The following is a 24,660-nucleotide window of genomic DNA, read 5'->3' as shown; positions in this document are numbered from 1 at the left end:
TGACACAATGGCATTTTTTTTATGATGGGCCTGTTCAGCACTTTTATTATATTTACCGCCAATTATAAATAACAGTATGGGAATCTTTGATTTTTTCAAGAAGAAAAATAACAATCAGGAAAATGTAAGTACTTTGGTTCAGGAAATGGAAATGCCGGAGGAAAAAGTAGTAGACGAAGTGGTGGAAGAAGTTGTAGAAACAATACCGGAAATTCCGTCGCCACAAATAGAAGAGCCGAAAGTAAATGGTGAGTACGAAAAAATCAGGGTTTATAACGATTATATAGTGTATTCTATAGCCCTTCAGCTAAGAGGTGAGTATACACCTATTTCTGCTTTTGAAAAGGAAAATGGTGAGGTAGAAGGCTTTGCATATATGGTAACAGAAGATGCTTATGCGCTTGCTCCACAACAGGCGATTGCGCAAATGGAAGAAAAGTTTGAAAAAGAGCTGCAGGAAGGTAAGATTAAGTCTTATATGATTTTATATCACTCTCAGTTTGATAATAATGATAATCATAATCCGGCGACAAAAGAAGAAGAGTTTAAAGCAATTTCACTTTCTTATCATTTTGAAGGAGCTGATAAGGCAAAAACAGGACTTCCTTATATTTTTGAAAACCAAAATGTCACATATAAAGGTTTTGCAGAGTTTTCTCACGAAGAAAATAATGAGATCATGAATCATCAGCTGGTGGATGGCAAAGATTATTTTCCGAATGCAGAAGGAATTGCAGCTCCTGAAACTACTAATGAAGCAGGAATTATCATAAGAAAATCAAATATTCATAATCTTGTGAATACCTGGAGCGGGGTTTTTGGTCATGAAAATTTCCAGACTAAAGATTACGGTCAATATCTTACCACTGTTTTAATGCAGTCTACGGTTGCTGATTCGGCTGGTGAAGGTAAAAGCAAAACAGAATTTGAAGATGTAAGATTTAAAACCATTGTTACAGACGAACTTAGCACAATAATTCCGGAGGTAAAAACAAATTATACCTTAGATTTTGAAACAAGGTCAATCAGAGAGTGGGAAAATGCATTGAATCTGCAGGCAATCGTAGCGGGTCCGGCAAGAGAAACTTTTGGGGTTTGGTTCTTTGCTACAGATTATGCAGAAAATAGAAATACTTACATGACTCAGCCTCATCTGAAGGTAAATATCAGCGGAATTGTTTTCATCCTTGATGTTCATACGAACACCGATTTGCCAGATGGTACCAAAATGAGTGAAGATTTCACAACCTATGCACCAAGCCAGGATCTTCCAAACTATGCATGTTTCGATTTTATCGCTCAGGTTGTAGACTTTAAAGAAACAGAATTACTTGATGACGGAAGTGTTAAAGGATATATCATGAAGTTAAAACTAATTACGAATGAAGAAAATGAAGATTTCTTCACGATCGATGCTTTTGTTAATAAGGAAAACATGAGATTTGAAACTCCGGTAAAAGGAATGAAAGTGACGGGAGCGTTGCAGCTTCAAGGTAAAATTACCGAATAGTTTTAAAAAAATATAAAAGCTTAAAAAAGAGGTTGGCCAATAGGTCAATCTCTTTTTGTTTAATAGAAGTATTATTTAAACGCAGAGAATTATGTGATTTGAAAGTTGATTTTAAGGAGGCAAAGATTGCGACTTTGTTCCTGATAAAGCTTTGTGATAGTAATACGTTTGCTTAGAAAGAATCAATGAAGTTGATTCACTGCTTTGCTCTCTTAAAAATAGTACAGTTTATAGATAAAAACTTTGCGTTAAAAAAGCTTTAAATTCCTCTAAAATCATACAACTTATAAATAAAATAGTGCATTTAAAAAAGAATGTAAACTTAAAAAACAAAAAAGGCAATCCCTAAGACTGCCTTTTTTATATTTTTCTGAAAAATTATTTGTTTTTCATTTCTTCCTTGATCTTGTTTTCCAATTCCTCGGAAAGTTCAGGGTTATCTTTTAAAACATCTTTTACAGCATCACGCCCCTGGCCTAATTTAGACTCTTCATAACTGAACCAAGAACCGCTTTTCTTCACAATTCCCATATCAACTGCTGTATCAAGAATTTCACCTACTTTAGAAACTCCTTCTCCATACATGATATCGAATTCTGCCTGTTTGAAAGGAGGTGCTACTTTGTTTTTCACAATCTTCACTTTCACACGGCTACCGATAGCTTCGTCACCTTGTTTGATAGGTGCGCTGGCTTTTCTGATATCAATTCTTACAGAAGCATAAAACTTAAGAGCGTTACCTCCGGTAGTCGTTTCAGGATTCCCGAACATTACCCCGATTTTTTCTCTTAACTGGTTGATAAAGATTACAGTACATTTCGTTCTTGAAATAGTAGCGGTAAGCTTTCTTAATGCCTGAGACATCAATCTTGCATGAAGACCCATTTTAGAATCTCCCATTTCGCCTTCGATCTCAGCTTTTGGTGTAAGAGCAGCAACAGAGTCAATCACAACGATATCAATAGCTCCTGAACGGATAAGGTTATCTGCAATTTCTAAAGCCTGTTCTCCGTTATCCGGCTGAGAAATGATAAGGTTCTCCAAATCAATTCCCAGTTTCGCAGCATAAGTTCTGTCGAAAGCATGCTCTGCATCAATAAATGCAGCAATACCACCAGCTTTTTGAGCTTCAGCAATAGCGTGAAGGGTCAATGTTGTTTTACCTGAAGATTCAGGACCGTATATTTCAATGATTCTTCCTTTTGGATATCCGCCTATACCTAATGCGATATCTAATCCTAAAGAACCGGAAGGAATTACCTCTATTGTATTGTCTATAGATTCATCACCTAAAGTCATTACTGTTCCCTTTCCGTATGTTTTATCTAATTTGTCAAGCACTAATGCGAGTGCTTTTTTCTTATCATCAATGTTACTCATCGCTATTAAAATAATTTCTCAAAAATACATAATTTAAATATCAAAAACTAATATTATTTATCCCTGAAAGCTGTTTTTAGAGTTAAAAAATGATAAAATTTTGCTCTTGATTTCATTCATAACGAGACAGATGGGTATGAAATTTTTTAAAATATTTTTTTGCTATATAAAATGTTTCATTTTTGTTTAAAATCGCTAAGACTCAAGCTTTTTATATAGATTGTGCCTTTGCACCTTCCAACCAATCTTTCTAATGAAAATTTGAAATTTTAGTAATATTCAGATAATCTTCCAGCACTTTCATCTGATCCTTATTTCCTCTTTTTATTCTGGCATCGCGACTTACGATTCTGTCATAAATCTTATTGAAAAGTATCTTTGATTTTGGAAACAAATTTTTGTTGGGAACTTCCGGAATCTGCAGTCTTTTGCAAACTTCATCATCCAGCAGAAACCAGGTACAGCAGACATGGAGGTACTTTAAATTTTTCCTTTGAAACTCAAATTTTAAAATAGGATTTTCTAAAGATTCATTCAGCAGAGAATGGGCAAGAAGAACAGAATCTTTATCGGAAGGAGGCTGAACAGAAGTCCATAAATAAAAATATTCGGTAGCCTGTTTTTTATTGTCGGGGAGAAGCTGTTCCGGAATGCCTAAAAGATAGCCTACATATTTCCACAAGTGAAAAATTCCCTGTTCTTCCTCAATAGAAAAACTATTTCCCAATTTTTGAAGGCTGTGAAGAAAGACAAGGCTAAAACCGATGTATGTTGCCATCATATCCCATGAATTGATGGGCTCACCCCAGTTTTTAGTATCCCAGTCTTGATAATGTTTTTTTATGGAAAGTCTGGCATAAGAATGGATCAGACGGGTTTTGATAGCAAATTCATAACCCTTTGCATGAACTTCCAGCGCATTGTATCGGGTTGCATTAACCCAAAAATCTAATGTTTCCGAAAGACGTTTTACCGCACCCTTTTTTAATGCTTCTGTGACAATAAGGGGCTTGTTGAGGTAAGCGTAGTCGTAACCGCCAATCAGGCAATAGTCCCTTAACGAGATCAGGGAATCCAGGTTACTTCTCATGCAGAGTTCAGCACCGCTTTTCAGTAAATTGCAATCAAGCCATTCTGGAACTCTTTGAGTTTGAGTGAAAAGTTTTTTTACACTTTCAGGAACCGAATCTGTTTCCGAAACTCCATTTCTGATATACTGCTCAATTTCTCTGGATGCTTCATGAAATTTTTTAGTAAAATAAACATCTTTTACCACCTCGTCACCGACCTCATCCACATGATGAAAAAAAGGAGCGAATGTTTCAAATTTTTCAAAATTCACTTCTGCACCGGAAAATTCAATAAGCAGTTTTCCGTTTCCACTTTCCCAAAAATCTCTGAAATGAGGGGCGTTTTTAAATCGTGGTTGTATCATGTTCATTCCTTTACCTATAAAAGTACAAGTTTTATGCTGAAGTATTTTGGTGAGATTTGTCAGGCTTAGGATAAAGATCTATAGATAACCCCATTCAAAAGTTTTTTTTATGAGTTCGGAACTGTTTCTGCAATCTGATTTTCTTAAAATATTTTTTCTGTGAGTACGTACAGTTTCTTCTGAAATATTCAGCAAGTCGGATATTTCTCCTGTGGAATAACCTTTTGCAATACAGTTGATAATCTCGACTTCTCTTTTGGTGAAAATGACTGGGTTAGATTCGTGAGGCTTGCCATGTTCCATCCACTGCATCTGATGAAAATCTTCCCGTCCGTTAGTTCCACTGACTAATACAATATAAGAGTTTTGATGGGTGATATGTTCAATATTGGTGTGGATATTAACGGCCTGCAAAAGCCTGCCGTTTTCATCCTTATAAGTGTGTAGGGCCTGATGATGGAATAATTCATAATTACCTTTTGACGTTCTCATTCTGAAACAATAGCTGGTTTTCAGCTCCTGTTGATAATCAAAGCCGTTAATTTCCTTTATTTTTTCTATGGACATTCTTTCTGCCTCCATGACAAAATCAATATCATCGGGGTGGATGAGGTCTATAATTTCTTTCAGATGTTCAGGATATTTATGGAGTCCATGTATTTTCAGAATGTCTTCATGGTGATTGCAGATGGTACTGTCTGTGAAATTAATAACATAATAATAGAACTTTCCAGGCGCGAAGATTTCTCCGATAAGGTGTTCAATGGCGGGAACGGGCAATATTCTGTTGTCATTTTGTAAAATTTCAGGATAGTCATTCCATACTTTGGTGAGGGGATGCGGTTTTTTTGCATGCGTCAGATGTTTTTTCTCCATTGGTTAATGTTTTCTTAAAAATAATAAAATTATGTTAAAAAATCACCCTTTTGTGGTATTTCGTGTGGTAGGTAAGTATTGTAGCTTTAAATAAAAACTAATGACCATTTCAAAAAAACTTTAATCTGAAAAATAAATAACCATGAAAACAAAAATTTTATTACTTTTTCTGCTCTTTACTATTATGTTAAGTGCACAGACAACAATAGATGAATTGCAAAAAATTCAAGAGGCTAAACTTTCTAAAAACAAATTTTCTGATAATATTTATGATCCTATAAATTTTACAACAATAACTGAGCGATTACCAAAAACTAATGGATCTAATACCACTTATAAATTTATGCTAGCTGCAGGGCTTGATTATATTAAGAAGGGGTCACAGATACACATTGACTTTGATAGAAAATTTATTGACGTATTAGGAAGTAGTGGATGTAATCTACAAGTTCTTGCATATATTCAAAGGAAAGATAAAACAATTAAGCCATTAAATGTTTTTGGTTTTACTGTTGTTGAAGAAAAAGTTGAGAATGCTGATTTTATGAAAAATGGGAATGTTCAAAATTCAAAAGATGTGAAATATCTTTATACTGTAAATGTTAATAAAACTAATGGAGAATCATATTCTGGAGAGATTAATTTGGCTTGGGAAGAAATATCAGACGAAGACAAAATAATTTTACATATAACTAATAAAGCCAAGAATAATATTGGATTTACGATGGTTTTAGTTTACGATGATTTTGGTTGGAAGCAAAATCCAACTGGTGGGTTTAGTTTTGTTAAAATTGCAGAAAAAGGATTTACAGAGTTTTCGCCAGCTGCAAGTATTGGCTATGTTTTTAGATTTCAGCCACGTAGATCAAGCTACTTCTGGGGACATTTTCTATCTCCAAGTTTTGGACCTATGTTACATGTTTTCCAGAACAATGAAAATACAACAATTGGTGCCGGGCTATCTTTATCTACATTTTACAATACGGTAAGTTTCGGAGGAGGATGGACAATTAATGGCGTGAATCATGGGAAACCATATTTCTCTATTGGGCTTAACTTTATTGAAAGCTATAATACATTAACAAGTTTATTGAAAAAATAATTTTAGCTTTTATAAAAAAACCTTCCCATCGGGAAGGTTTTATATTACTCATTGCTTATCGCTTATTATAAAGAAGCAGCGTGTACAAGCATATCAACTAACTTGTTAGAGTAACCCATTTCGTTGTCATACCAAGAAACAAGTTTCACGAAGTTTGGAGAAAGCATGATACCAGCATCTTTGTCGAAGATAGAAGTTCTCTTATCTCCTACAAAGTCCTGAGATACTACTGCATCTTCAGTATATCCTAGGATACCTTTCAATTCACCTTCAGAAGCAGCTTTGATTACTGAACAGATGTCTTCATAAGAAGCAGCTTTTTCAATTCTCACTGTTAAATCTACTACAGAAACGTCAACAGTTGGTACTCTGAAAGACATACCTGTTAATTTTCCGTTCAAAGAAGGGATTACTTTTCCTACTGCTTTAGCAGCACCTGTAGAAGAAGGGATGATGTTGTTTAGAGCAGCTCTACCACCTCTCCAGTCTTTCACTGAAGGACCGTCAACAGTTTTCTGAGTAGCTGTTGTAGCGTGTACAGTTGTCATTAAACCTTCAACGATTCCAAAGTTATCGTGGATTACTTTAGCTAAAGGAGCTAAACAGTTTGTAGTACAAGAAGCGTTTGATAAGATTTTGATATCATCAGTAAGTTCCTTGTGGTTTACACCCATTACGAACATTGGAGTATCATCTTTAGAAGGAGCAGAAAGGATTACTTTTTTTGCACCAGCATTGATGTGAGCCTGAGCAGTATCTTTAGATAAGAAAAGACCTGTAGATTCTACGATATAGTCAGCACCAATTTCATTCCACTTCAAGTTGTTAGGATCTCTTTCAGCAGTTACTCTGATTCTTTTCCCGTTTACTACAAGATCATTTCCTTCTACAGAAACCTCACCTGGGAAAATACCGTGTACAGAGTCATATTTTAACATGTAAGCCATGTATTCTGCATTAATAAGGTCATTGATTCCTACAACTTCAATGTTGTCTCTTTCAGTCATTGCTCTGAAAACAAGACGTCCAATTCTACCAAAACCGTTGATACCTACTTTAATTGTTGACATAATAGTTTGTTTTTATTAGATTTATAAAAATAATTAGATTGCTAAAATTTTTGAAATCAATAAAAGATCTTCATTGATTTCGTTATGTTTTTTAATGGCTTCTTCAATAGGCGTATACGTAAGATCATTAGAACGCATTCCGGCCATTACATTGGTTTGCCCTTCCATTAATCCTGTTACAGCACCATAGCCTAATCTGCTTGCCAAAACTCTGTCTGCACAGCTTGGAGAACCTCCTCTCTGCATGTGTCCCAAAATGGCTACACGAATGTCGTAATCAGGGAATGTCTGTTTTGTTTTTTCGGCAAGTTCATACACATTGGCAAGTTTTTCACCTTCTGCAACCACCACAATGCTTGATGCCTTTCCTGTTTTTTCAGCATCTCTGAATTTCGCGAAAAGCTCATCAATACTATCTTTTTTCTCAGGAATTAGAATATCTAAAGCTCCAGTTGCCAATCCACTGTTTAATGCGATAAAACCAGCATCACGACCCATCACCTCCACAAAGAAAACTCTGTTGTGAGAAGTTGCAGTATCACGGATTTTATCAATGGCATCCATTGCAGTATTCAAAGCAGTGTCGTATCCAATGGTGTTATCTGTTCCGAAAATATCATTGTCGATCGTTCCCGGGATACCGATTACTCTGATTCCGAATTCTTCATTAAAGATTTTTGCACCGGTGAAAGTTCCGTCCCCACCAATACAAACCAATCCGTCTATTCCAAGCTTTATACAATTGTCATACGCTTTCTGACGGCCTTCTTTTGTTCTGAATTCAGCGGATCTGGCAGACTTTAGAATTGTTCCACCCTGGTTGATTATATTTTTTACGGAACGGGCTCCCATTTTCAGGAAATCATTGTTGATAAGACCATTGTAGCCTTCTCTCACTCCGTAGCATTCGATATTATAATAATTGGCGGTTCTTACTACCGCTCTTAATGCCGCATTCATACCCGGAGAGTCACCTCCTGAAGTAAGAACTGCAATCTTTTTTACAGCACTCTCTTTCATCAAGTAAAAAATTTCGAACACAAATTTACAAAAACAAGTTCAGATTATCGTAGTAACTTTCCAATAGTTTTGAATATAAATTATTAAAAGCTTCTGAAGTTTGTAGGTTTAAAAAAATATCGTGCAGTTTTCGTTTCCGCTGCATTGATATCCAGATCGTACCATGGTGTAAAATAGGGGTTAAAAGGATTGGAGAGTACATGTATGGACTGTGCCGGCGTAAACCCTTCACTCAATAAAAACAATCTTTTCCCTTCCTTATTCTGGCAGACACCTGAAATAAAAACGATATGTCCCGGGCTGCCCGGTGTGATCAGGATATCTCCGGTTTTCAGGGCAGAATTTTTTGTTACCGGTTTTGTTTCTTTATGTAATGAGATAGTTCCGGCATAATTAAAAATAAGATCCAGATAATCCCTGAAACTCTGATAAGAATCATCAAAAGCAGCTGTTTTTCTAAAACTTACCGAATTTCCACTAACAAAAGCTCTCGTTCCGTTTTTATAATCATTCCAGCTGAGAAGATCACCACTGGTAAAATGAAATTTGATCTCGTCAAATTTTTTCGCTTGATAAAGATATTCAGCCCTCATACGGATTGCCGCATCAGCACATTGCTGCAAATCTTTATTTCCGGTATCAATATCAAAAACGGCCTCATGAAGATGTTGGGTAGAAATAGGAATACCATCATATTTCAGAATCTGACTGCCATAAGGCTTCAGCTTAAAATGTTCAATAAAATATCCAAAAGAATCAGGCTTTTCTTCAATCCATTCATAACCTTCAGGAGGAGAAAATCTTTCCCGGATAGTGTTTTTATCCTTTTGAATTTTTAAAGAATTTTCTGAAATTAAATGCTCGTTATGATCAGGCTCAGCCAATAGACGGTCTGATAATTTTTCTTTTGTACAACTTGCGATAATTAAAAGTGCCGTGACTCCCGCTATAATTTTTTTCATGCGTTTTTAGTGAACACAAATATCATTTTTTTTCACGTACCAGCAAATAAAGTTCTGAAAATCTGCAATATTTAACTTCTGCTTTACACTTTTTCTTTTTCAGGAATCAGTAATTTACCCCAATCATTCAGCTGCCAAAGAATCTTCACCAGCTTTTCACCAAGTTCTGTCAAAGTGTATTCAACCCTTGGAGGAAGTTCATTAAAAGATTGCTTTGTTAAAATACCGTCTTCCACCATTTCAGTCAGTTGTTGATTCAGAACTCTTCGGTCAACTTTTGCAATGCCACGCAAAAACTCACTAGGACGTTTTTTTCCTTCATTAATCTGCCACACAATAGGAATTTTCCATTTCCCACTGATGGTATTGACTGCAACTTCCAACGGACAGATTTTATTTTCTTCAGCTCTTTCCTTTATTTCCATAAAATTGACTTTTTTATCCCCAGGGGAGAAAAATACGCGGTATTGTTTTTGTCTGCTTACTTTCAGACTTTTGTAAAGATAATCATTAAATAGTATGGTAGAAAAACGAAAAGGAGCCCGTTCTATAAAAGATATTCCATTGGATATCTTAGAACAGCTGAACAAAGGTGAAATTGAAACTGCGAATCTTACAGAATGGCTGGCGGTAGATCAAAAGCTGTTGTTGGAAAACCTTCTTCAGCAGAATAATCGTTCAGAATACCTGAAGCCCATACTAGAAAATATAGGTAAGCTGAAAAAAGAAACTGTTAATACTGTCAATGAAACCATTGGAATTGGTTTACTTAATCTGGCAACAAACAACAAAGATGAAGAATTTCTTCTGAAGTTATCGACCCATCCGGCAGATTTGGTGCGTTGCTGGGCTGCTTATACGATTGGAAGAAACAATAATTTGATATTCAAAGAAAAGCTAAACAAAATCCAGTCGTTTGCTTCTGATACTCATTTTGGAGTAAGGGAAATCTGCTGGATGACTGTACGTCCGGATATTTCAAAAAATCTTGTCGAAAGTGTATCCATTTTATCAGAATGGACTCATCATGACAATGAAAATGTGAGGCGTTTTGCCAGTGAATCTACGAGACCAAGAGGGGTTTGGTGTGAACATATTGATGCTTTAAAACAAAATCCGGGACTAGGATTGGAAATCTTAGAACCTTTACGGTCAGATTCATCCCGGTATGTACAGGATAGTGTAGGCAACTGGCTCAATGATGCGAGCAAATCACAACCCGAATTTGTGGTGGAAATCTGTGACGAATGGCTTCGGGAAAGTCCAACAAAAGAAACTCAGTATATCGTCAAAAAAGCATTGAGAACCATTAAAAAGTAAAAGTTATCCACAAATTTTAAAAGTGGAAATCCATTATTATCATATAAATAACGGATTTCCATGTATTTATATACCCTTTTATGTTTCTTGTCTTTTTAGTAATGCCTTATTTTGCTCAGCTTTTAAAAGGAAAATTATTTTGAAAGACTTCTTATGTTAACGGAATGTTAACTTATAAAAGTTATCCACAATATGAGTTTTTAAATAATGTGAATTGTATCTATCATGAAATGAATAGGTTGTGTAATCTGTTTCAAAAAAGAGTTTGAAATTATATCTTTTTTTGCCAAAATAAAAAGTTATCCACAATATGAATTTCAGGCTACCATTTTTCAGTCAGATACTTCCAATATCTTTTCGGAACGTGCTGAACATGAAGTTTCAGGTTTTTCCGTTCAACTATATTCGTTTTAGTAAAATAACGCTGCCAAAGAGTTTGGTAATTTTTCTCTTCATCATGGAATTTCTGTTGATACTGGCTGAAATTCAGTTTTTCATCAGGGTAGAAAAAGTCACAGCTTTCCAGGTCATAGAGAAGTCCATAGTTCCTTCTCAGATCATAGATCATCCATTTTTGATCCTGATATCGGTCATTAAAATGTTTTCTGATCAACGGAAGAACATTGAAGTCGGGATCTATTTTGGCAAAAAAAACGCCATCCTGTATTTTTTCAAAGCGGACAAAAGCAGTCATTCTGTGTCTTTCCCTATCTACTGATTTCCCAATTTTTGAAATTTGAAGAATATCAGGATCTGCAAAATTTTCAAGGATATTTTCTTTCGGATGTTTTACAGACTGCCTTACCGCAGATAAAATGAGGTTTTCAAGATTAGGATCTTCGGATAAGAAAACTTTTAAAAGCTTATAAACGCCCTGTTTTCCGATATTCTGTTCCAATTTGTTGAGAACTCGCTCAGATTTTTCTATTTGAGTGATGACTTCATGAATCTCTGCAAAAATATTTTCCTGATGAAACCTTTCCCTGCTGACAATTTCCACGTCTTTATAACGATATTCAAAAACTTCAAATACTGCGGTGAAAAGTCCGTCGAAACTGTCGTCGTAGAGTAGGGTTGTCATGTGTTGAGCTTAAAATTAAATTTAGTTGGCTTTTCATTCTGAACGATAAAATGAAGTAAAGAATCTGGTTACTGAAGAGATTTTTCGTTCGTCAGAATGACAACAATGTTGTATTATAAATTTGTGGCCATTCGTGAAAATATTTGTGTAGTTTGTGTTTAAAACAATGTTAGTTGTTGTGAGAATTGATTGTGAAACTTGGATGAGCTACCACCTACCAACAACTTTCTGAAGTTTTTATCAGTTAAATATTTCAAATAAGCGTTTCCTGCATTAAAATCAATAAAATATTTTGCCCGGTTTACTGCTGCTCCCAATTTTTTTAAATGATCCATTGTTAAAACCTGAAAACGCCTTGCACTAATAATTTTTTGAGCTGTTTTTACCCCAATTCCGGGAATTCTTAAGATGATTTGATAATCGGCAGTCTGAAGATTAATCGGAAATTGATCAAGATTTCGTAATGCCCAGCTTAATTTCGGATCTACTTCCAGATCGAGGAAAGGGACATTCGGGTCTAAAATTTCTTCGGCTTTAAAACCATAAAATCTCATCAGCCAATCCGACTGATATAATCGGTTTTCCCGAAGCATAGGAACTTCAGTTGTTAAAGAAGGCAACCGCTGATCTTCCAGAACCGGAACATATCCTGAATAATAAACCCTTTTCAGGTTAAAGTTTTTATAGAAATGATCAGCAACTTTGATGATCTGAAGGTCGTTTTCATTGGTTGCACCTACAATCATTTGTGTAGACTGTCCTGCGGGAGCAAATTTGGGAACTTTCTTTAAAACTTTCTTTTCATCCTGATATTGGCTGATCCCTTTCTGAATATACCGCATCGGGCTGATCATATCCTGTCTGTTTTTTTCAGGAGCCAGTAATTTCAGTCCGCTTTCTGTGGGGATTTCGATGTTTACGGATAAACGGTCGGCATATAAAGCAGCTTCCTGCATCAGATCATCACTTGCTCCAGGAATAGACTTCAGATGAATATAACCGTTAAAATTCTCTTCCAGACGCAGTTTTTTAGCAACTCTTACCAATCTTTCCATCGTTATGTCTGCATTTTTGAAAATTCCTGAACTCAGAAATAACCCTTCAATATAGTTTCTGCGATAAAAATTAATGGTAAGATCTACTACTTCCTCCACTGTAAAAGCGGCTCTTTTAATATCATTTGAACTTCTGGAAACACAGTAAGCACAATCGTAAATACAATGATTGGTCAGTAGAATTTTAAGTAAAGAAACACATCTTCCGTCTTCGGTATAAGTATGACAGATTCCACTAGCGGAACTGTCTCCTAAAGCTCCTTTTTTATTTTTTCTGGAGCCACCGCTGGAAGAACAGGAAACATCATATTTCGCTGCATCAGCAAGGATTTCAAGCTTTTCTTTAAGACGGTCAAAATTCATATTTTTAAATTTTTGATACTTTTTGTATCTAAATTATATTTTAATTTTGTTCAAATTTAGTTCCAAAATTGATAAAAGTCAATCTTTTTTCATAGAAGTTATCAACAAAAAAGAGTCTCAAAATCATTATATTTACGGCTCATTAAAGTTTATATCATGAATCATAAACCAATCGAAGGTTTTTCCAAGCTTCCAAAGCAGGGGAAAATCGAATGGCTCGTAAACGAATATCTTGAAGGAAATCAGGAATATCAAAATATATTAAAACAATACTGGAACGATGATGCAGATCTTCAGAAGCTTCATGAAGAGTTTTCTGAAAATACCATCTCCAATTTCTATATGCCTTACGGAATTGCTCCGAACTTTTTGATCGATGGAAAACTGTTGGCACTTCCAATGGCTGTTGAAGAAAGTTCAGTAGTTGCTGCCGCTTCCAAAGCAGCCAAATTCTGGATCGATAAAGGAGGTTTTAAAACAACCATTATCAACACTGAAAAACTGGGGCACACTCATTTTATTTTTAATGTAGAACCTCACAAATTATTACATTTCTTTAATTTCAGTTTAAAGAAAAAATTATTTGAATCGACAGAAGATATTACGTCCAACATGAGAAAACGTGGTGGCGGTATTTTAAATATCAGTCTGGTGGATAAGACCGCAGAAATGCCCAATTATTACCAGTTGAAAGCAAGCTTTGATACGGTAGATTCGATGGGGGCAAACTTTATCAACTCATGTCTTGAGCAGTTTGGGAAAACTTTGAGACAGGAGGTAGCTACCAGCGAAGATTTTACTCAGGAAGAGAAAAATTCATTACAGATCGTTATGAATATTCTTTCCAATTTTACACCTGATTGTATCGTAAGAGCTGAGGTTTCCTGTAAAATGGAAGATTTAAAAGATGACAGTGGGATTTCTCCTGAAGAGTTTGCCTATAAATTCAAACAGGCAGTTAATATTGCTGAAATTGAACCTTACCGCGCAACCACTCATAATAAAGGAGTGATGAACGGAGTAGATGCAGTTGTAATTGCTACCGGAAATGACTTCAGAGCCACAGAAGCCTGCGCGCATGCTTATGCTGCAAGAGACGGACAATACAGATCTTTAACACATTGCACAACAGACAATGGTGTCTTCAGATTCTGGATTGATCTTCCAATTTCTGTAGGAGTTGTAGGTGGGCTTACGAATCTTCATCCTTTGGTAAAATTCTCGTTAGCACTTTTGGGAAAACCTTCTGCACAGGAACTGATGAGCATTCTGGCAGTTTCAGGTCTTGCACAGAACTTCGGTGCATTGCGTTCTCTGGTAACTACGGGAATTCAGAAAGGACATATGAAAATGCACTTATTGAATATTCTGAACCAGTTGGGAGCTACCGAAGAAGAAAAGCAGCACTTTGTAACGTATTTCAAAGATAAAACGGTGAGTCACCATGAGGTGATCAATGAATTTAACAGAATGAGAGGAAACTAATGTTACAGATCATTTTGCCCATTGTATTCCTTCTTTTTGGATTCTTTTTAAAGAAAACCAATAATGAAGGTTTCAGAAGTTCCAAGAGATTTGCCAATATGTTTATCATACTGGGAATCTCTACATTGGTTGCCAAGTTTATTTTAATGTATCTAAAATCGAAATAGTGAAAAAAAGTATTGTATTTTTCTTACTGATTTCCGGTTTAAGTTTTTCACAACAGCAAAAAGTGAAAATAAGTAATCTTCAGCCAAAAACTGAAGATACTGTTTTTCCGGTTGTTTCTTATTCTGAAAATCCTCAGGTAGAAAATAAAATCAATACATTTTTGCAGGTAGATCAGCTGGAATATATTCCCGGATCTGTTGGGAATCCTTTTAAATTAGCTTCTACAGCAACAAATTCCTACTCAAACTATCTTTATTTTTATAGTTGGGATAAGATTGAAACTCCTAAGGATATTCTGAGTATTGCAATGGATGGCGAAGCTTCAGGTGCTTATCCGGAAGGTTTTTCAATCTGGGAAAATTTCGATCTGAGAACAGGAAATTTTATCAATGCTGAAGATTTATTCCAATCAGGTTCGATAAAAACAATGGAAGGTATCATTCGGAAAAGAGTAAAAAAAAGAATTTCTGATTTTCTTGTCAAACTGAAATCCGAAAAAAATCCTTCAGAAGAAACTCAGGATCAGATTGCTCTGTATGAAGATTGTTTCACGGAGTATACTTTGAACGGTATCAAATATTTTTTCGGAAAAGACAAACTTACTTTTGTAGCAGGTAGATGTTCTAATCATGCTATGAGAGCGCTGGATGATCTGGGAAGTCATGAGATAGAGTTTTCTTATAAAGAGCTGGAAAAATATTGGAGTCCATATGCAAAAAATCTAATTTCCGGTTCTGAAAAAGCAGATATAACCAGTCTTAATAATAAATTGTATAAGGGAAAGATTGATGGAAAGTATTCCATTACTGTTTTGATCAGTCAGGTATATGATGATGGTTCTTTCTCTGCAAAATACTGGTATGATAAAAATAAAAAGCTGATTGAGTGGAACGGAAAGATAAAAGGTAATCATATCTCCATCATAGAAAACGATTATTATAGCGAAGAAACCAACCAGTGGATTTTCAAAGCCTTGGTGGAAGCAGATCTGCAGGGCAGGAAAATCATTGGAACATGGCAGGATTATAAAACAAAGAAATATTTAACCCTAGAATTAGAAGAGTTATAAAATGAAAACAATTACTTTAGTTTTTGGAGCGGTTTACGGAATGGTATCTGTAATCCTGGGTGCATTCGGAGCGCACGCTTTAAAGAAAATATTAGCTGTGGAAAGACTGGAAAGTTTTGAAACAGGAGTAAGATATCAGATGTATGCAGCTTTTTTCCTGCTGATTATTGGGTATATCTTAAAATTTGAAACATCTGCTGAAAAATGGACTTCCATTTTAATGATTGCCGGAACATTGTTATTCTCAGTGAGCATCTATTTCCTGAGTATGCAGGATTATTTAGGCATGAATCTGAAATTCTTAGGACCTATCACTCCGCTTGGAGGTTTGATGATGATCTTAAGCTGGGGAATGCTTATCTTTTATTTTGCTAAAAACAGAATTTAGGAATGAAGATTAACAGAAGAAGACGGTTAATCAGAACATTCAATCTTTTGGATCAACCTATCAGATTCAATCCGTTTGTGTTCAGCCGTACTTTTTTTATGTGGGCTGTTACAGGTCTTGTAGGCGGTATTATTGCCGGAGGATATTGGATCGTTCTGGAACATTTTACAGAGTTTCTGGCCGAATTTCAAGGCTGGCAGGTGATTCCTACGATGGCAATCTGTGGATTGCTGGCTGGGTTAGTGATTCATTTTATTGGTGATCCGGGAGAAATTCATTTGATCGTTAATAATATCAGATTCAACAAGGGAAAACTGGAACCGAAGAATAACCCTTCGATGATTCTTTCATCGTTGTTTTGTGTAGCTTCAGGAGGAAGTTTGGGACCGGAGGCTCCTTTGGTACAGGTAACTGGTTCTACGGGAACCTGGCTTGGGAAAATTTTCAGACTGAAAGGTGAAGAACTGCGTTCTTTGAGCATTGCCGGGATGGCTTCAGGTTTTACCGCATTATTTGGTGCGCCACTTGGAGGTAGTCTTTTTTCTTTGGAAATTTTGCATCATAAACACGCTGTAGAATATTATAAAGCCATTATTCCTGCATTGGTAGCAAGCTGTTTCAGTTATCTGATGTTTGCTTTGATTATCCATTTGGGAATTGGAGCAACCTGGGATTTGAAAGCGTATCATTATACAGGAGTATATGATTTTCTATATGCTACGCTGTTCGGAATTGTAGGGACACTTTTTGGGTGGATTTTCATTTTTGTAGTCAAATTTTTCAAAAAAGTTTTTGAATACAGAGCGTTTCCGATATATATTAAAACATTGGTTGGAGGGATTATTTTAGGAATCATTGCCTATAATTTCCCAATTACAAGATACTTTGGACATAATGAGATCAATCAGCTAATTGGGGGTAATTTCGGACTGAATTTTTTAATCCTGATTCTGGTTTTTAAAATCCTTGCGATTGCCATTACGGTAACTTCAGGATGGCGAGGAGGATTTATTATTCCCCTGTTCTTTGTAGGAACAACATTAGGACTTATTATCCATAATTTATTTCCAGTTGTAGATACTACGTTAGCCATTGTAAGCTGTATGGCAGCGATTAATGCCTGTGTGACAAGAACGCCGATGAGTACTACCATTATCTTAGGAACACTTACTGGCTTTACCTATTTTGTTCCCATATTATTCGCGAGTCTTACAGGATATTTTCTGGCTCCGAGAATTCCGTTCATCGGATCACAATCTGAGAAATTAGTGGAAGAATAAAGGAAATTTGAATGACATGTTAAAAATCAAGTCAATCAGACTTTAATTTTTAAGTCAATAAACTTGAACTTCCGTGTCTTTTTAGTAAATTTGTCAACCTTTAAATAGTAAAATAAAATAATAAAAATAATATGAATCTTCACGAGTATCAATCAAAAGAGATTTTATCAAAGTATGGAGTAGCTATCCAACGTGGTTTCGTTGCAAACAACGTAGATGAAGCTGTAGCAGCTGCTGAAAAATTGACTGCTGAAACCGGAGCGCAGGCTTGGGTTGTAAAAGCACAGATTCACGCAGGTGGTCGTGGTAAAGGTGGGGGTGTTAAGTTTTCTCCGAACATGGATAAACTTAAAGAAAACGCTCAGAATATCATCGGAATGCAGTTGGTAACTCCTCAAACTTCTGCTGAAGGTAAAAAAGTACACTCTGTTTTGATTGCAGAAGATGTTTATTATCCGGGAGAATCTGAAACTAAAGAATTTTATGTTTCTATTCTTTTAGATAGAGCTGAAGGAAAAAATACAATCGTATATTCTACTGAAGGTGGTATGGATATTGAGCATGTTGCAGAAGTAACTCCTCATTTGATCCACAACGAACTTATTGACCCTGCTATTGGTCTTCAAGGATTCCAGGCTAGAAAAATTGCTTTCAACCTAGGTCTTGAAGGAAATGCATTCAAAGAATTTGTGAAATTTATTTCATCTCTTTACAACGCGTATACAGGAATTGATGCTTCTCTTTTTGAAATCAACCCGGTATTAAAAACTTCTGATAACAAGATTATCGCTGTAGATGCTAAAGTAACTTTAGATGACAACTCATTGTTCCGTCACAAAGACTTAGCTGAACTTAGAGATACAAGAGAAGAAGATCCAATGGATGTAGAAGCTGGTGAAGCTGGTCTTAACTTCGTAAAATTAGATGGTAACGTTGCTTGTATGGTAAACGGAGCTGGTCTTGCAATGGCAACTATGGATATCATCAAATTATCAGGTGGTAACCCTGCTAACTTCCTTGACGTAGGAGGTACTGCTGATGCTCAGAGAGTACAGACTGCTTTCGGAATCATCTTAAGAGATCCAAACGTAAAAGCTATTTTGATCAACATCTTCGGAGGTATCGTAAGATGTGACAGAGTTGCTCAGGGAGTTGTAGATGCTTACAAAGCGATGGGTAGCCTTCCGGTTCCATTGATCGTAAGATTACAGGGAACTAACGCTGTAGAAGCTAAAAAATTAATTGACGAGTCTGGTCTTCCGGTACACTCTGCAATTACTTTAGAAGAAGCTGCAAACAAAGTAAAAGAAGTTTTAGCATAATCTAAAATTTTCAGATAAATAAAAAAACCGTTCCTTTTTGGAGCGGTTTTTTGTTTCTAAGTCTAAAGATGAAAATTTTTTTATCATTATAATTTTTCTACAGATAACAGATTTTTATAGAGCTGTACAGCCTGCAAAATCAGGGTGAAATATAAGGTGCTCCTTAAAATTCTAAAATCTAGTGTGGTAGAATTGCGCCTTTGCGACGTTCAACTTTAATAATATTAAAAAAGACCAGTTCAAAAGTTGAAATGGTCTTTTTTTTATTTGAATATTCCTTACTTATCCTGATGGCTTTCAGGTAAAATATTCTCTCCACTTGTAATGCTGATGCTCGTAGGTGTTACCAACTGAACTTTATCCACATCAAAACGCTCTTTAATCCCTAAATAAGCCTTACTTCTTACCTGAGCCAGGTTAGCGCCTACTTTTATCCAGAACTTCACCTGAAGATTAAATGCACCTTGTTTCAGGTCTGTAAAGATGACCTCTATAGTGTCTAGTTTATCCACATTGTCAAGGTTTTTAATCACATCCAGAATTCCTTTCTGTGCTATACTGATATCTTCATCTGCAGGAATTTCAAAATTTAAAATAATCCTGCGCTGTGGAGAAGCGGTAATATTATAAAACGGGGCATTAAAAACAACCTGATTAGGAATATAAGCCTTCTTCCCGTCATCCGTAAGGATTTTAGTCGTTAAAAACCCGATTTCCTGTACCGTTCCCGAATGAGCTCCAATGGTAATATAATCGCCCACTTTATAAGCTTTGTCAATTCCAATCAGCATTCCGGAGAAAATACTGGATACGAGATCTTTCAGAGCAACCCCGGCAATAACCCCAGCAACTCCTAAACTTCCTATGAACTTCCAGAGAAAACCGCTGAAGCCCATTATTTCAAGGGCAATAAAAGTTCCCATCAGCATAATCAGGAATCTGAATACACTGATTAAAGTAACTAATGAACTCTCTTTTTGGCTCTTCGGAAAGAATTTGTGGAACAGTTTTACGGCGGCCTGACTTAAATATTTACTGGTAATCAGGAAAAATGTAAATACTAAAATTCCGACAATAAGTTTGGGGGTAAGCTCAGCAAATGTCACATACCAGTTTTCCAATACTTTATAAACAAGATCTACATACCTGAGTCCGGTCTTCTCCATGAATAAAAATTTTAATTAAAGATATAAATTTTCATCAAAAAATTTGCCAGTTCCAAAAAGTCTACTAAATTTGTAGACTACAAAAGCAACGTATTATGTCAATTAAACTAGGAGATACAGCACCCAATTTTCAGGCAGAGTCATCGGTAGGTGATATCAATTTCTATAACTATCTGGGAGATTCCTGGGGGATTCTGTTTTCGCATCCTGCAGATTATACCCCGGTATGCACTACAGAGTTGGGATACACTGCAAAATTGCAATCTGAATTTGATGCCAGAGGGACAAAAGTAATTGCTTTAAGTGTAGATGGAGTAGAGGATCATCAAAACTGGGTGAAAGACATTAATGAAACTCAGAATACGAATGTACGGTTTCCTATTATTGCTGATAAAGACAGAAAGGTTTCCGAACTATATGATTTTATTCATCCTAATGCTTCGGTGACGGCTACCGTACGTTCTCTTTTGATTATTGATCCTTCCAAAAAAGTAAGACTGATTATTACCTATCCGGCCTCTACAGGAAGGAATTTTGACGAGATCCTTAGAGTGCTGGATTCTTTACAGCTGGTGGATAATTATCGCGTAGCAACTCCGGTTAATTGGGAAAACGGAGAAGATGTCATTGTTCCGCCAACGATTTCCACAGAAGAAGCACGGAAGATATTTCCAAAAGGAGTGACGGAAATAAAACCTTATTTACGATACACGCCACAACCCAATACATGATTTTATTTGATTTTTTATAGTTTAGTTTTAATTTGTACGAAAAGCGCCCCGGAATAAAATTCCGGGGCGCTTTCATTTTTTTATAAGTATTTCAGTGATTACTTAACGTCGTTGATGATTTGTTTTGCTTTAGACGTTGGAAGATAAATCTGGAATCCTAAACCAAAAGTAATTTTGTTAGTATATCCACCGCTTCCGAATCCTGCATTTGCATCATATTTCACTAAACCTTCCAATCCGATGTTTGGAGTGATGAAGTAAGAATAACCAGGTCCGAATCCGAAGTTAAGACCGTTAGAAGAAGAACCTCCTTTAGAGATTGACATCCCTCCAACACCTACGTTACCTTCAAAGAACCATCTTCCGTGGTGAAGCAGGTTGTTTACTCCCTGTTCTCCCGGGTTAAGGTAATAACGCCCTAATGCTCCTACATTATATGTAAAAGTAGTGGGTGCATCTTTAGCTCCTTTGAAGCCTAAATCCACATATCCCCCAACTGCAATATTATCTTCAATGAAATATGCTCCTTTTGGCTGAATTGCAAAGTCGTATCCTGCTCCTTCATTTAAACCAAAATTTGCCCCTGCAAGGTTACCCCCTACCATCCAATTACCTTTCTGAATCTGAGCGTTTGCGGTTGCTGTTAAACCTGCTACGGCTAATATCCCTGTTAAAATAAGTTTTTTCATAATTTATTATTTTAATAATTAAATGTTTATTATTCACGAGTTATAGAAAAAACAATAAATGTGCCATACTCTTAATTTTAGGTAATTTTTCTAAATAAACGTTAACATTGTCAGGAAGATATAAATCAGTTTTTTAACATATTCACTGCGGATTTCATAATCATAAAGAAAATAAAAGTAGGGTTTTAAAAAGGAAATGATAAAAAAGAGTAATAACCCCAAGGTCTTTTTTTCTTTTGTTCAGCTCCCTGATTATTAAATAAATAAAAGAATCAAAGAGATAATCAATCCTGCAATCGTAAACTTGATTCCGCGTTTGAAAGCCTTTGTTTTAGGATTAAACATCCAGAAGCTGGAAATCACAAAAAAGAAAAGAGAAACTCCAAAGAATACACTTAGAGGCGATATAGCATCTTTAGACTGCGATTTGTGAAGAGAAACCATTTTATCTAATACGAAAGGTAATTCTTTCTTAGTGTACTTTGCTTTTCCGGTTGCGCTGTCGTAAGTTCCCTGTTTAAAATAAAGAACACTTCCTTCTGTTTTTTCCACTTCAAGGCCTTTCATCTTCAGCTCTTTTTTCAGTTCTTTCTCTGAAAGATTGGCAGCGATGTTTTTTTCATATTTCTTTTCATTCTTCAGAAAATCGGTGTCTCTGTACACCAGAAGGATTCCACTTAAAGAATACACGGCCATAATTCCGGCAAGGAAATACCCCAGATAACGGTGTGTAATTCTCATGAAACTTCTAGTGTCTTTAATCTTATCCATATCTTATTGTTTTGTTTTTGTTTTAAAATTTCAAAAGTGGAAACTGCAAAAATGCAATTTCCACTTTTAATGAAAGAATTATTATAAAAAGAATTCTAGAGTCTGTATGTCAATGTGAAATAGTAGTTTCTCGGGGTGATAGGATTCACTGAATAATTTTCATGAACATTGTAGTTTACGACATCAAACAGGTTCCCCACTTTTCCTTGGATTGAGAATTTATTCCATTCGTAGCCTACAGATACAGAAACAGTGGTATAATCTTTCAGATCAAACATTCTGCTCACGTTATTTCTGCTTGTATTGGTAGATTTTGAATCATTCCAACCAGCGATTCTGTCTCCGATGTAGTAAACTCCGGCTCCGATTTTTAAACCTTTTACATAGTTTGTAAATTTATAGAAAACAGAAGCATTGGCTGTTGTAGCAGGTGTTCTTACCAGTCTTTGGTTCTCAACATATCCCTTTTCAGGAGTATCAATGTAAACGGAATTGTTGTAAGAAAAACCTCCGATGATGGATAAGTTTTCTGTTGGATTTCCTGTAATGTCCAATTCCACACCACGGCTTCTCATATTTCCTGCAAATTCTTTAAGATTGGTATCTGTTGAATTTACCGGCGCTCCGTTCTGAGAAGAAGCGAACCAATAGGTTTGATAATAATTGTTGTACATGATCTGGTAAGCCGTTAAGTTAACAGCTAAAGCATTGTTCCAGAAATTCTTTTTAATACCAATTTCGTATTGATCAACGGTTGAAGGCTTTATGCTTTGTCTGGATAAAGTAGTTAACTGATTCTGAACATCTGTAACAGGCTGATTGGTATTTACCGTACCAAATTGATCTGAAGTATATCCTGCATTTGAAGCAAACGAATTTGTATAAGTTGCAAACACCGAAAGGTTTTCATTCGGAGCATAAACCAAACCTACTTTTGGAGAAAATGCATTGTCAGACGTTGAAGAATTGGCTACTTCAATTTTATCATTTAATGTAAAACGAGTTGTCAGCGTAGGCATATTTTCTATATAAGACCATCTTAATCCTGCAATTACTTTTAGCTGCTTTGTTAAGCTGATAAAATCCTGTGCATAGATCCCGATTCTTCTTGTATTGATTCTGTTTTTTGTACTAAGAGTAGAATTCGGCATATCAATACTTCCCCATGTTGAAGGATCATCTAAGTATAGAAGATTTTTAGGAGCTGTAATATTATAAGCATAAGCATCCGCCTGGCTATAATCAGCATCTGAACCAATTAAAACTTTATGGTTGATTTTTCCTGTATTGAATTCACCATTGATATTTACTTGTGCAGAAGTGTAATTTTGTTCGTTATAAGTTCTACCGAAAGGTCTTTTCCATGATAATCTGTTAGGATCTACAGTGGCATCTTTAGTTTCATATATCCATTGTACTCTTTCAGAAGAAAAATAATCCTTAGTATAGTTTTGGTAAGAAGCAGTAGCGTTCAAAGACCATCTTTCGTTAAACTGATGATTAAAGGTTACGTTCGTAGAAGCTTGCTGTACATTTTGATATTGCCAGTCAGTTCCGAAGAACGTGTTTCTGGAAACCGCGTCATTCAATCTGTAGCTTTGGTCTTTTTCAGTAATAGATCCGATTCCGAAATCCGGAGTGAAATTATTTTTAAGATAATCTGCCTCAACAATTAATTGAGACTTATCACTTAAATTAAATAAGAATGAAGGATTGAAGTAATATTTTTCTGATTCTACAACATCTCTGAAACTTTCAGCATGCTCATAGGCTCCATTGATTCTGAATGCAACATTTTTGGATAAAGGTCCATAAATATCAACTGTTGGTTTATAAGAATTCCAGCTTCCGCCGTTTAGTCCTACGCTTCCACCAAAATTGAATTTAGGTTTTTTTGTAATCATATTGATAACACCACCTGCTGCTGTATTACCAAAAAGCATAGCATTCGCTCCCTTTAAAACTTCTACTCTTTCAAGACCACTTACTTCAGGGAAAACACCACTGTTTATTCTTGAACCATTCTTAAAAATGTTATCATTTCCTAAAATGAAACCACGTCCACCAAAGCTATCCTGAGAATTTCCTCTGGATGAAGTAAGATACAATCCATTTACATTCTGAAGAACATCACTTAGCTGTTTTGCCTGCTGCTGCTCAATGATTTCATGGGTAACAATAGCAATAGGCTGTGGATTTTCCATTACCGTCAGGTTTGATTTTGTCGATAATGGTCTCGCTTGGTTAGGATTTCCTGTTTTGTGAAGATTAATATCCTCAATGGTCTGAGTTCTGATGGTGTCTGCTTCAGCATTTTTCATCTGTGAACTCGCTGAAACAGCAATAAATAGAAGACCTAAAGAAAGTAGTTGTCTTTTCATTTTATTTTTATGTAGAACAGTTTTAAATAAGGCGCA

The 24,660-nt window shown here is 35.8% G+C and carries 23 protein-coding genes; 10 read left to right on the top strand and 13 right to left on the bottom strand.

The genetic code is table 11. The features are described 5' to 3' along the window. The first annotated feature begins 76 nt into the window (after positions 1–76). Positions 77–1,510: a hypothetical protein gene (locus FW780_RS10580; protein ID WP_149833544.1), complete on the top strand. Its 1,434-nt coding sequence runs from the start codon at positions 77–79 to the stop codon at positions 1,508–1,510. Positions 1,511–1,888: 378 nt separating this feature from the next. Here FW780_RS10580 and recA read toward each other — a convergent pair whose 3' ends face one another. The 3 genes from recA to FW780_RS10565 all read right to left on the bottom strand — a co-directional run bounded on the left by recA (position 1,889) and on the right by FW780_RS10565 (position 5,201). Continuing rightward, positions 1,889–2,890, bottom strand: a complete 1,002-nt coding sequence (gene recA / locus FW780_RS10575; protein WP_105681476.1) for a recombinase RecA — start codon at positions 2,888–2,890, stop codon at positions 1,889–1,891. 250 nt (positions 2,891–3,140) lie between these two features. Then, complete coding sequence (locus FW780_RS10570) at positions 3,141–4,325, bottom strand: oxygenase MpaB family protein (protein ID WP_167510674.1); 1,185 nt, start codon at positions 4,323–4,325, stop codon at positions 3,141–3,143. 78 nt (positions 4,326–4,403) lie between these two features. After that, positions 4,404–5,201 (bottom strand): response regulator transcription factor, encoded by a 798-nt coding sequence (locus tag FW780_RS10565; RefSeq protein ID WP_149833542.1) that lies wholly within the window; start codon positions 5,199–5,201, stop codon positions 4,404–4,406. 142 nt (positions 5,202–5,343) lie between these two features. Here FW780_RS10565 and FW780_RS10560 point away from each other — a divergent pair, with 142 nt between their 5' ends. Then, the gene (locus FW780_RS10560) at positions 5,344–6,303 is read left to right on the top strand and encodes a hypothetical protein (RefSeq protein ID WP_149833541.1); all 960 of its coding nucleotides are present in this window, start codon (positions 5,344–5,346) and stop codon (positions 6,301–6,303) included. A 65-nt stretch (positions 6,304–6,368) separates the two neighbouring features. Here FW780_RS10560 and gap read toward each other — a convergent pair whose 3' ends face one another. From gap to FW780_RS10540, 4 genes are all read right to left on the bottom strand, one after another. After that, positions 6,369–7,373 carry a type I glyceraldehyde-3-phosphate dehydrogenase gene (gap, locus tag FW780_RS10555; protein ID WP_047386314.1) on the bottom strand — a complete coding sequence of 335 codons (1,005 nt, stop codon included), beginning with the start codon at positions 7,371–7,373 and terminating at the stop codon, positions 6,369–6,371. 33 nt (positions 7,374–7,406) lie between these two features. Then, positions 7,407–8,393: a 6-phosphofructokinase gene (gene pfkA / locus FW780_RS10550; protein ID WP_149833540.1), complete on the bottom strand. Its 987-nt coding sequence runs from the start codon at positions 8,391–8,393 to the stop codon at positions 7,407–7,409. Positions 8,394–8,476: 83 nt separating this feature from the next. After that, positions 8,477–9,355, bottom strand: a complete 879-nt coding sequence (locus tag FW780_RS10545; RefSeq protein WP_149833539.1) for a DUF4846 domain-containing protein — start codon at positions 9,353–9,355, stop codon at positions 8,477–8,479. A gap of 83 nt (positions 9,356–9,438) precedes the next feature. Beyond that, a complete protein-coding gene (locus tag FW780_RS10540; protein WP_149833538.1) occupies positions 9,439–9,780 on the bottom strand; it encodes a winged helix-turn-helix transcriptional regulator in 342 nt (113 codons plus the stop codon). A 94-nt stretch (positions 9,781–9,874) separates the two neighbouring features. On the opposite strand from FW780_RS10540, the gene FW780_RS10535 reads away from it, so the two are divergent. Next, complete coding sequence (locus FW780_RS10535; protein ID WP_149833537.1) at positions 9,875–10,675, top strand: DNA alkylation repair protein; 801 nt, start codon at positions 9,875–9,877, stop codon at positions 10,673–10,675. A gap of 322 nt (positions 10,676–10,997) precedes the next feature. Here the strand turns inward: FW780_RS10535 and FW780_RS10530 are convergent, their stop codons facing one another. Then, complete coding sequence (locus FW780_RS10530; RefSeq protein WP_149833536.1) at positions 10,998–11,756, bottom strand: TIGR03915 family putative DNA repair protein; 759 nt, start codon at positions 11,754–11,756, stop codon at positions 10,998–11,000. Positions 11,757–11,914: 158 nt separating this feature from the next. Beyond that, positions 11,915–13,174 carry a putative DNA modification/repair radical SAM protein gene (locus tag FW780_RS10525; protein WP_149833535.1) on the bottom strand — a complete coding sequence of 420 codons (1,260 nt, stop codon included), beginning with the start codon at positions 13,172–13,174 and terminating at the stop codon, positions 11,915–11,917. Positions 13,175–13,330: 156 nt separating this feature from the next. On the opposite strand from FW780_RS10525, the gene FW780_RS10520 reads away from it, so the two are divergent. The 6 genes from FW780_RS10520 (at position 13,331) to sucC (ending at position 18,886) form a co-directional block, all read left to right on the top strand. After that, complete coding sequence (locus FW780_RS10520) at positions 13,331–14,659, top strand: hydroxymethylglutaryl-CoA reductase, degradative (RefSeq protein ID WP_149833534.1); 1,329 nt, start codon at positions 13,331–13,333, stop codon at positions 14,657–14,659. Beyond that, a complete protein-coding gene (locus tag FW780_RS22390) occupies positions 14,659–14,826 on the top strand; it encodes a hypothetical protein (protein WP_165828264.1) in 168 nt (55 codons plus the stop codon). Before FW780_RS10520 ends, FW780_RS22390 begins: the two co-directional genes overlap by 1 nt. Then, positions 14,826–15,896, top strand: coding sequence for a hypothetical protein (locus FW780_RS10515; RefSeq protein WP_149833533.1), 1,071 nt, complete (start codon positions 14,826–14,828; stop codon positions 15,894–15,896). Before FW780_RS22390 ends, FW780_RS10515 begins: the two co-directional genes overlap by 1 nt. 1 nt (position 15,897) lies before the next feature. Next, on the top strand, positions 15,898–16,284 hold the full coding sequence (locus FW780_RS10510; protein WP_047096689.1) for a DUF423 domain-containing protein: 387 nt from the start codon (positions 15,898–15,900) through the stop codon (positions 16,282–16,284). A 2-nt stretch (positions 16,285–16,286) separates the two neighbouring features. Further along, positions 16,287–17,564, top strand: a complete 1,278-nt coding sequence (locus FW780_RS10505; RefSeq protein WP_149833532.1) for a chloride channel protein — start codon at positions 16,287–16,289, stop codon at positions 17,562–17,564. Positions 17,565–17,695: 131 nt separating this feature from the next. Next, entirely contained in the window at positions 17,696–18,886 is a 1,191-nt protein-coding gene (sucC, locus tag FW780_RS10500) for an ADP-forming succinate--CoA ligase subunit beta (protein ID WP_045500844.1), read from the top strand. Positions 18,887–19,164: 278 nt separating this feature from the next. Here the strand turns inward: sucC and FW780_RS10495 are convergent, their stop codons facing one another. Next, positions 19,165–20,052, bottom strand: a complete 888-nt coding sequence (locus FW780_RS10495) for a mechanosensitive ion channel family protein (protein ID WP_149833531.1) — start codon at positions 20,050–20,052, stop codon at positions 19,165–19,167. Positions 20,053–20,147: 95 nt separating this feature from the next. Here FW780_RS10495 and FW780_RS10490 point away from each other — a divergent pair, with 95 nt between their 5' ends. Continuing rightward, positions 20,148–20,783, top strand: a complete 636-nt coding sequence (locus FW780_RS10490) for a peroxiredoxin (protein WP_149833530.1) — start codon at positions 20,148–20,150, stop codon at positions 20,781–20,783. A gap of 98 nt (positions 20,784–20,881) precedes the next feature. Here the strand turns inward: FW780_RS10490 and FW780_RS10485 are convergent, their stop codons facing one another. From FW780_RS10485 to FW780_RS10475, 3 genes are all read right to left on the bottom strand, one after another. Next, positions 20,882–21,472 carry an outer membrane beta-barrel protein gene (locus FW780_RS10485; protein WP_047379061.1) on the bottom strand — a complete coding sequence of 197 codons (591 nt, stop codon included), beginning with the start codon at positions 21,470–21,472 and terminating at the stop codon, positions 20,882–20,884. A 255-nt stretch (positions 21,473–21,727) separates the two neighbouring features. Beyond that, the gene (locus FW780_RS10480) at positions 21,728–22,243 is read right to left on the bottom strand and encodes a hypothetical protein (RefSeq protein ID WP_149833529.1); all 516 of its coding nucleotides are present in this window, start codon (positions 22,241–22,243) and stop codon (positions 21,728–21,730) included. Between the two features lie 95 nt (positions 22,244–22,338). Continuing rightward, positions 22,339–24,624: a TonB-dependent siderophore receptor gene (locus tag FW780_RS10475; protein WP_149833528.1), complete on the bottom strand. Its 2,286-nt coding sequence runs from the start codon at positions 24,622–24,624 to the stop codon at positions 22,339–22,341. Between the last annotated feature and the right edge of the window lie 36 nt (positions 24,625–24,660).

Origin of the sequence: Chryseobacterium sediminis (assembly GCF_008386505.1) — a bacterium.
GTDB classification, from domain to species: Bacteria; Bacteroidota; Bacteroidia; order Flavobacteriales; family Weeksellaceae; genus Chryseobacterium; species Chryseobacterium sediminis.
This window is presented reverse-complemented; position numbering and strand designations above follow the sequence as displayed.